The organism is Streptomyces sp. NPDC040405, assembly GCF_055595765.1.
Genome location: NZ_JBVIVI010000001.1, coordinates 567945 through 575827 on the forward strand (window position 1 = coordinate 567945; position 7883 = coordinate 575827).

At 71.3% G+C, this 7883-nt stretch carries 8 protein-coding genes and 1 pseudogene; 4 read left to right on the forward strand and 5 right to left on the reverse strand.

The window, feature by feature from the left end; genetic code table 11:
• Positions 1-12: 12 nt before the first annotated feature.
• From ACZ59A_RS02580 to ACZ59A_RS02595, 4 genes are read right to left on the reverse strand one after another with little or no spacing between them, the layout of a single operon-like run.
• Entirely contained in the window at positions 13-882 is an 870-nt protein-coding gene (locus ACZ59A_RS02580) for a carbohydrate ABC transporter permease (protein WP_470952522.1), read from the reverse strand.
• Complete coding sequence (locus tag ACZ59A_RS02585; protein WP_470952524.1) at positions 879-1847, reverse strand: carbohydrate ABC transporter permease; 969 nt, start codon at positions 1845-1847, stop codon at positions 879-881. The genes ACZ59A_RS02580 and ACZ59A_RS02585 overlap by 4 nt, the downstream gene beginning before the upstream one ends.
• Positions 1844-3181: an ABC transporter substrate-binding protein gene (locus ACZ59A_RS02590; RefSeq protein WP_470952526.1), complete on the reverse strand. Its 1338-nt coding sequence runs from the start codon at positions 3179-3181 to the stop codon at positions 1844-1846. The genes ACZ59A_RS02585 and ACZ59A_RS02590 overlap by 4 nt, the downstream gene beginning before the upstream one ends.
• A complete protein-coding gene (locus tag ACZ59A_RS02595) occupies positions 3178-4287 on the reverse strand; it encodes a sialidase family protein (RefSeq protein WP_470952529.1) in 1110 nt (369 codons plus the stop codon). Before ACZ59A_RS02595 ends, ACZ59A_RS02590 begins: the two co-directional genes overlap by 4 nt.
• A gap of 224 nt (positions 4288-4511) precedes the next feature.
• On the opposite strand from ACZ59A_RS02595, the gene ACZ59A_RS02600 reads away from it, so the two are divergent.
• Positions 4512-5120 (forward strand): hypothetical protein, encoded by a 609-nt coding sequence (locus ACZ59A_RS02600; protein ID WP_470952531.1) that lies wholly within the window; start codon positions 4512-4514, stop codon positions 5118-5120.
• 108 nt (positions 5121-5228) lie between these two features.
• Positions 5229-5777: pseudogene (locus tag ACZ59A_RS02605) on the forward strand (eCIS core domain-containing protein); the annotation flags it as partial.
• 86 nt (positions 5778-5863) lie between these two features.
• Here ACZ59A_RS02605 and ACZ59A_RS02610 read toward each other — a convergent pair.
• On the reverse strand, positions 5864-6082 hold the full coding sequence (locus tag ACZ59A_RS02610) for a hypothetical protein (RefSeq protein WP_468053658.1): 219 nt from the start codon (positions 6080-6082) through the stop codon (positions 5864-5866).
• 81 nt (positions 6083-6163) lie between these two features.
• Between ACZ59A_RS02610 and map the strand changes: the two genes are divergently transcribed.
• Together map and ACZ59A_RS02620 are read left to right on the forward strand one after the other, a co-directional pair.
• Positions 6164-7021 carry a type I methionyl aminopeptidase gene (gene map / locus ACZ59A_RS02615; protein ID WP_468053660.1) on the forward strand — a complete coding sequence of 286 codons (858 nt, stop codon included), beginning with the start codon at positions 6164-6166 and terminating at the stop codon, positions 7019-7021.
• A gap of 83 nt (positions 7022-7104) precedes the next feature.
• Positions 7105-7764: a biliverdin-producing heme oxygenase gene (locus ACZ59A_RS02620; protein ID WP_470952535.1), complete on the forward strand. Its 660-nt coding sequence runs from the start codon at positions 7105-7107 to the stop codon at positions 7762-7764.
• Positions 7765-7883 lie beyond the last annotated feature (119 nt).

The following is a 7883-nucleotide window of genomic DNA, read 5'->3' on the forward strand; positions in this document are numbered from 1 at the left end:
GTCACGCCCACGTCAGGCCTTCACGCTCCCCTCCGTCAGCCCCGTGCGCCAGTACCGCTGGAGGACGCCCATCAGCACCATCAGCGGCAGTACGGACAGGAAGGCGCCCCCGACCGTGTACTGGTACAGCTCCGGCTGCCGGTCCGCGTACCCCGTCCAGGAGGTCAGGCCGAGCTGGATCGGATAGAGGTCGGAGTCGGAGAGCATGACCAGCGGCAGAAAGAAGTTGTTCCAGATGTGCACGAACTGGAACAGGAAGACGGTGACCAGGGCCGGGGTCATCAGCCGCAGCCCCACCGTGGAGAAGATCCGCGCCTCCCCCGCCCCGTCGATCCGCGCCGCCTCCATCAGCGAGTCGGGGACGGCGGCCGCCGCGTAGATCCGGCAGAGGTAGACGCCGAAAGGGCTGACGATGCTGGGGATGAGGACGGCCCAGTAGGTGTTGGCCAGGCCGATGCGGCTGAAGAGGAGATAGAGGGGCAGGGCGAGCGCGGTGCCGGGGATGAGGACCCCGGCCAGGATGACGTTGAAGATCCCCTCCCGCCCGGGGAAGCGGAACTTGGCGAGGGCGTACCCCGCGGCGGCCGACAGCAGCGTGGCGGCGAGGGCGCCGACGCCCGCGTACATCAGGCTGTTGGCGAACCACCGGACGTAGATGCCGTCGTCGTACGTCAGTACCTGGCGCAGACGGCCGAAGAGGTCCGGGTCGTGGAACCAGAAGCCGAACGTGCCGAAGAGGTCGCTGCTGGACTTGGTCGAGGAGACGACGAGCCAGTAGACGGGCGTGAGGAAGTAGACGGCGGCGACGGCGAGCAGCGAGACGGTGATGATCCGGTACCGCAGCTGGGGCCGGACGGCGCCCGGGCGGCTCTCCTCGCTCACCGGTCCTCCCCGCCCCTGCCGCGCTGGCCCACCAGCCGCAGGAAGCCGAAGGACAGCACGCACGCCACGAGCGCGAGCAGCACCGCCTCGGCCGCGGCGATGTGCTGGTTGTTGCTGGTGAACGCCTCGTTGTAGGCGGCCAGGTTGGGGGTGTAGCCGGAGTCGATCGAGTTGCTGAGCGGCTTGAGCACCTTGGGCTCGGCGAAGAGCTGGAGGGTGCCGATGAGGCTGAAGACCGTGGTGAGCACGAGGGCGGGCCGGATCAGCGGGAGCTTGATGTGCAGGGCGATCTGCCAGGCACTCGCGCCGTCGATCTTCGCGGCCTCGTACAGCTCCCCCGGTACGGCCTTGAGCTGGGCGATCAGCACCAGCATGTTGTAGCCGGTGAACTGCCAGGTGACGATGTTCGCGATGGACCACAGCACGGTGGAGCGGCCGAGGAAGTCGACGTCCCAGCCCGCCGAGTGCGCCATCTCCACCAGCGGGCTGATCCCCGGTACGTAGAGGAAGCCCCACAGGATCGAGGCGATCACGCCGGGCACCCCGTACGGCAGGAAGAAGGCGGTGCGGAAGAAGCCGACCCAGCGCGCCGACGCCGCCTCCAGCAGCAGCGCGAGCGCGGTGGCGAACGCGATCATCACCGGGATCTGGACCGCGCCGAAGAGCAGCACCCGCCCGAATCCGGCGGTGAAGCGGCCGTCCTGGAGGGCGTGGGTGTAGTTGGACAGGCCCGCCCACACGTCGTGGGTCTCGCCGCCGAGGCCGAGCGGCCCGGTGCGCTCGACCTTCAGCAGGCTCTCGTAGAGCGCGAAGCCGATGGGGGCGATGAAGCAGAGCAGGAACAGCACGAGGAACGGCAGCAGGAAACCGGCCGCCGCCCGCGCGCCGCGCGCCTCGGCGCGGGTGAGGCGGCGTACCCGGCTCGTCCCCCCGCCCGCCGCCGCGCCGGTCGCCCGGCTCGTCATCCGGCCTCCGCCTTCAGGCCCTTTTCCTTGAGGTCGCTGATCGTGTCCCGCTGCACCTTCTTCAGCACGGACCGGAACGACGACCCGTCGCCGATGGCCGCCGTGAAGGCGTCGCCGAGCCGCTGGTAGAGGGTGTCGGTGGCCGGGCCCCACCGCCAGCTGGTGTCCACGCCCTTGCTCGCCGCGTCGAACACCTTGCTGTACGCCTGGCCGCCGAAGAAGTCCTTGTGGACGTCGAGGTCGGAGGTGGCGTAGCCCTGCTTGGCGCCGGGGGTGCCGTAGCCGTTCTCGATCAGCAGCTTGATCGACTCGGGGTCGGTGTTGAGCCAGACCGCGAAGTCCAGGGCGTCTTTGGGGTACTTGGACTTGGCGAAGACGGCGGTCGTGGAGCCGCCCCAGTTGGCGTACGCCGCCTCGCCCCGCTTCCACTGCGGCATGGGGACGACCCGCCACTTCCCGGCCGTCTTGGGCGCGTTGCCGACCAGCAGCGCGTCACCCCAGCTGGCGCCGAGCCAGGAGGCCATGGCGCCGGTCTGGACGTCCTTGTACCAGGCGTTCTGCCGGTCCGGGATGGTCTTGATCAGCTTGCCCTTGACCAGCGCGTCCCAGTAGTCGGCGACCTTACGGGTCGGCTCGTCGTCGATCGAGACGGTCCAGGTGTCGCCCTCGGCGCCGAACCAGCGGGCCCCGGCCTGCCAGGCGAGGCCAGCGAAGCGGTTGCCGTTGGTCGCCGAGAACGTCTCGATCCAGGCGCCCTTCTTCCGTATCGCCTTGGCCGCCGCCTCGTACGCGTCCCAGGTGGCGGGCGGCTCGATCCCCCACTTGTCGAACAGGTCCTGACGGAGGAACAGCCCCATCGGCCCGGACGCCTGCGGTACGGCGTACACGCCCTTGCCGAACACCGACTGCTGCCACTGCCAGCCGATGAACTTGTCCTTGTACCGGTCGACGCCGTACTTGGTGAGGTCCAGCAGCCCGTTGTCGATCAGGAAGCTGGGCACCACCGGGTATTCGATCTGGCCGAGGTCTGGCGGGTTGCCCGCCTTGATCGCGGCGTGCATCTTCGCGTACTGGGCGCCGTCGACCGCCGACACCTTCTCGACCTTGACCCTGACCTCGGGGTTCTTGCTGTTCCACAGGTTGACGGGCTTGTCGATGCCCGGCACCCAGGACCAGAAGGACAGGGTGATCTTCTGACCCTTCTTACGGCCCTTGGGCTCGTCGCCCCCGTCGTCGTCCCCGCCGCACCCGGTGAGGGCGAACCCGGCCGCCGCGGCGGCCGCTCCGCCGAGGACGGCACGCCGTCCCGGACCCATGATCTCTGACATGCTCATACCAGCTCCTCCACCGGAATGCGCCGGAATGTGATGGTCGAGTAGGCGCTGAAGTCGCCGGTCTCGTAGAGCAGTCCGACCGTGTCCTGATCGATCCTGACCAGGTCGGAGTAGGCGGCGGGCAGCCCGTCCACGGTGTGCGCCGGCTGCCAGGTGACCCCGCCGTCGCGGCTCGCCCGCACCGTCATCAGGGCCCGGAAGCCGGGCGCGGCGGGACCGGAGTAGAGCAGGACGTCCGGGTCGCCCAGGTGCAGCACGCAGCCCTCGACCACGGGCGTCACCAGCCCGGCCTGCGGCCGGAAGGGGGTGGCCAGGGTGGCGCCGCCGTCGTACGAGCAGGCGTCGGCGCGGGTGCCGGGCGCGGTCGCGTCGTTGCGGGTGTTGAAGTAGACCCGGCCGTCGGGGAGTTCGGCGGCGGTCGTCTCGTTGACGTTGATGTAGCCGTCCGGGTTGTCGTCCACGTACCCGATCCGCCAGGTCTCGCCGTCGTCGTCGCTGAGCAGGTCGTGCCCGCCGTTGTACCGGCCCTCGGTGCCGGTGTCGCCGGGGACCGTCGGGGGGAGGGAGTGGTTGGCCGGTACGACGATCCGGCCCGCGTGAGCGCCGTGGCGTAACCGCAGCGCGTGGCCCGGGGTGGTGGCGTACCAACGCCACTCGGGGCGCTTGGTCTGCGCGGTGATCTCGCGGGCCGCGCTCCAGCTCACGCCGTCGTCGTCGCTGACCGTCAGCCACACCCGCCGCCCGTCCGCCGCCGACACCTCACCGCGGCGGATCCGGTCCTCGGTCGCCGAGGCGGCGCTGCGGACGTGCACCAGGACGACCCGGCCCGCGTGGGCCCCGTCCGCCAGCACAACGGGCGCGGGATTCCCCGCCGTTCCGTCCCCGTTGCGGGCGACGACCTGCTGCGCGCCCCAGGTCCGGCCCCCGTCGGCGGACCGCTTCAGCACCAGGTCGATGTTCCCGTGGTCGGCGGAGGACCCCACCCGCCCCTCGGCGAAGGCCAGCAGCGTCCCGGCGCGCGTCACCACCACCGCCGGAATGCGGTAGCTCGCGTATCCCCCGGCCCCAGCCCGGAACGGGACGGAAACCTCGTACGGGCGTGCCATGCGGACCCTCCCGATGCGCCGTTGCAATCGATCGAGTGCTCAGCCACAAAAATGGGACGTAGGACGTCCCTTGTGTCCGGCGACCATAGGGTTTGCCTCACAGAGCGTCAAGAGACGGCGCAATGAACAGTTGTGGCGGCGGCGCGCCGCTAATGCCCTCGAAGGGGTGAGCGCCCGCCATTCCCCCGGCGGCGGCCCCTCGCGCACGGCAGGATCCGGGAGCCATGGACGCCGTACGGGTCGCGCTGCTGCGCGAAGTGCTCGCCGGAACCGAGTGGTTGCAGTCCACCCGCCGCTTCGCGGGCTCCCTGCGGGCCTCGGTGGGCTCGCGCGAGGGCGGATTACTGCTCGTGGGCAGCGAGGAGTACGAACCCTGGCACCTGGCCGCGCACCTCGACGACGAGGCCGCCTGGTCCGGACTGCCCGAGCTGTCCCCCACCCTGGTCCGCCACCGGGTCCCCGCGGACCGCGCGGTCCCGGCCCATCTCGCGGTCGGCCTGGGCCGTCTGGAGGCCGCCGGACGCGGCGAGACGCTCCTCGTCGTCACCCCCGGCGACCCGGGCGCCGGACTGCTGGAACGGGTCAACGACGCCCGCCGCGGCGGCGCCACGGTCCTCGCCCTCGACGGCGGCGACCCCGAACTGCGCGCCCTGGCCCACGACGCGCTCTCCGCCCCCGAGGGCGCCGACCTCGACCTCGACACGGTCCAGCACCTGGTCAGCGCGGCCGCCGGGGAGAACACCCTCCCCACCCGCCCCGGCCGCCGCCGCTTCCGCGACCGTCTGGCCCGCCTCGCCGACCAGTTGACGTCGCCACCCCCGCCGGGCTGGTAGGGCAGGAGGAAGTGCCCCCGGGTCTTCCCTTTCAGCCCTCTCGGGCGTCCGGCGGGGTGGGCACTCTGGGCGGACGGCATCGCACCGGAACCACCACAAGGAGCGAGTTTGCAAGCCCGTGCCTCGATCTCGGACGCGGAGAGCAAGAAGTCCGAGCCGCCCGCCCGGACCGCCCCTTCGGCGGCGCCGCCGACGCGTGCCGGCGGCGCCGAGGGCGCCGGTCTCGCGGCTCTGCAGCGCACCGCCGGAAACGCGGCTGTCACGCGCATGCTCCAGCGTTCCTCGGTCCACGATGTTCTGCGGGGGTCCGGCAGCCCGCTGGACGGGCCGGTGCGGCAGGAGATGGAGAGCCGGCTCGGCGCCGACTTCGGCGATGTACGCGTGCACACGGACGGCGCCGCCCGCGCCTCCGCCACCGAGGTGGGTGCCCGCGCGTACACCTCGGGCAGTCACATCGTGCTCGGTGACGGCGGTGGCGACCGGCACACCCTGGCCCACGAGCTGACCCATGTGATCCAGCAGCGCGAAGGGCCGGTCGCGGGCGCCGACAACGGAGCCGGGCTCCGGGTCTCCGACCCCAGCGACCGCTTCGAACGCGAGGCCGAGGCGAACGCCACCCGCGCGCTCGCGGGCCCGGTCCCGTCCGCCGAACCCGCCTCGGAACACGCGGAGGAGCAGGAGCACGCCGACGGCGGCTAGGGGGTGTCCTGTCGGTCAGCCCGGCATGATCGGCGAGACACCCCCTAGGTCCCCGGGGCGTCGTCCTGCCAGCGGGGGTCGTTCTGCCACTGGGCATTGCGCTCCTGCGCCGTCTCCAGCGCGTGCGCGGCCTCCTCCCGGCTGGCGTACGGACCCAGGCGGTCCGCCGCCCGGCATTCCGGGCCCTCCTCTACCTTGTGGTGCTTGACGCAGTAGTACCACTCGCCCGGCTTTCCGACGGGACCCTTCCTGAACAGCGCCATCCCGGCCTCCGTCTCGATACTTCACGCCGCGGTCTTCCTCGCGGCCATGGTGCCCGATCCGGCGCCGATACACTCGCTGATATGTCTGGCCAGTCACTCCTTGTTCCGGGGAAGCTCTCCCCCACCCGCCCCGTCCCCGCCTCCATCCCACGGCCCGAGTACGTCGGGAAGGAGGGCCCCGCACCGTATGAGGGGCCCGAGGTGCAGGACGCCGAAACGATCGAGCGGATGCGGATCGCGGGGCGGATCGCCGCGCGGGCCATGGAGGAGGCCGCGAAGCTGATCGCGCCGGGGGTGACGACGGACGAGCTGGACCGGGTCGCGCACGAGTACATGTGCGACCACGGAGCGTACCCGTCCACCCTCGGCTACCGCGGCTTCCCCAAGTCGCTGTGCTCCTCGGTCAACGAGGTCATCTGCCACGGCATCCCGGACACCACCGTCCTGCGCGACGGCGACATCGTGAACCTCGACGTGACCGCCTTCATCCACGGCGTGCACGGCGACAACAACGCCACCTACCTGTGCGGCGACGTGGACGAGGAGTCGCGGCTGCTGGTGGAGCGGACGCGGGAGTCGCTCACCCGCGCGATCAAGGCCGTCAAGCCGGGCCGGAAGATCAACATCATCGGCCGGGTCATCGAGTCGTACGCCAAGCGCTTCGGCTACGGCGTGGTCCGCGACTTCACCGGCCACGGCGTCAACACGTCCTTCCACTCCGGCCTGATCGTGCCGCACTACGACAGCCCGCACCACACGACCGAGATCAAGCCGGGCATGACGTTCACGATCGAGCCGATGCTGACGCTCGGTACGTACGAGTACGACATGTGGGAGGACGGCTGGACGGTCGTCACCAAGGACCGCAAGCGGACGGCTCAGTTCGAGCACACACTGGTGGTGACGGACACCGGGGCGGAGATCCTGACGCTCCCCTGAGCGGGCGGAGCGCCGGAGGTTTTACCGACAGCACGTCGGGAAAGGGTGAAGTTAGGTCGCCCTAACCTACCCCGGAGGCCGTCTTGGACGCCACGCCCACGCCCTTCTCCGCGCTCCTCCGCGCCGCCTCGCACGAGCAGCACACCCGGGTCGCCGGGTCGGCCTTCATGGGCGATCTGCTCGGCGGGCGGCTGGGCGTGGACGCGTACCGGCAGTACACGGAGCAGCTCTGGTTCGTGTACCGGGCCCTGGAGGCGGTCCCGGCCGGGCTCGCCGAGGACCCGGTCGCGGGTCCGTTCATACGACTCGACCTGGCCCGCACCGGGGAGCTGGAGCGCGATCTCGCGCACCTCGGCGGCCCGCGCTGGCGCTCCGGTCTGGAGCCGCTGCCCGCCACGGCGGCGTACGCGGCCCGGATCGAGGAGTGCGCGCGGGACTGGCCGGCCGGGCTGGTCGCCCACCACTACACCCGTTCCATGGGCGACCTCTCCGGCGGCCAGATGGTCCGCGGGGTGGCCGAGAAGACGTGGGGCTTCGACCGCAAGGGCGACGGGGTGCGGTTCTACGTCTTCGAGTCGATCCCCAACCCGGCCGCCTTCAAGCGGGAGTACCGCGCCCTGCTGGACGCGCTGCCGGTGGACGACCTGGAGAAGCAGCGCGTGGTCGACGAGTGCAAGCACGCCTACGGCCTCAACGGCGCGATCCTCGGCGAACTGGGCCGCCGCTTCCCGCTCAGCGCCTGAAGCAGGTCCACGGCGTGGGGGGGGGGGGGGGGGGGGGGGGGGGGGGGGGGGGAGGGGGGGGGGGGAGGGGGGGGGGGGGGGGTGGGGGGGGGGGGGGGGGGGAAAAAGAAGAAAAAAAA

Excerpts from the sequence above, each read along its gene's own strand:
- ACZ59A_RS02585 (WP_470952524.1), bottom strand. The coding sequence starts at position 1,847 with ATGACGAGCCGGGCGACCGGCGCGGCGGCGGGCGGGGGGACGAGCCGG.
- ACZ59A_RS02590 (WP_470952526.1), bottom strand. The coding sequence starts at position 3,181 with ATGAGCATGTCAGAGATCATGGGTCCGGGACGGCGTGCCGTCCTCGGC.
- ACZ59A_RS02595 (WP_470952529.1), bottom strand. The coding sequence starts at position 4,287 with ATGGCACGCCCGTACGAGGTTTCCGTCCCGTTCCGGGCTGGGGCCGGG.
- ACZ59A_RS02600 (WP_470952531.1), top strand. The coding sequence starts at position 4,512 with ATGGACGCCGTACGGGTCGCGCTGCTGCGCGAAGTGCTCGCCGGAACC.
- ACZ59A_RS02610 (WP_468053658.1), bottom strand. The coding sequence starts at position 6,082 with ATGGCGCTGTTCAGGAAGGGTCCCGTCGGAAAGCCGGGCGAGTGGTAC.
- map (WP_468053660.1), top strand. The coding sequence starts at position 6,164 with ATGTCTGGCCAGTCACTCCTTGTTCCGGGGAAGCTCTCCCCCACCCGC.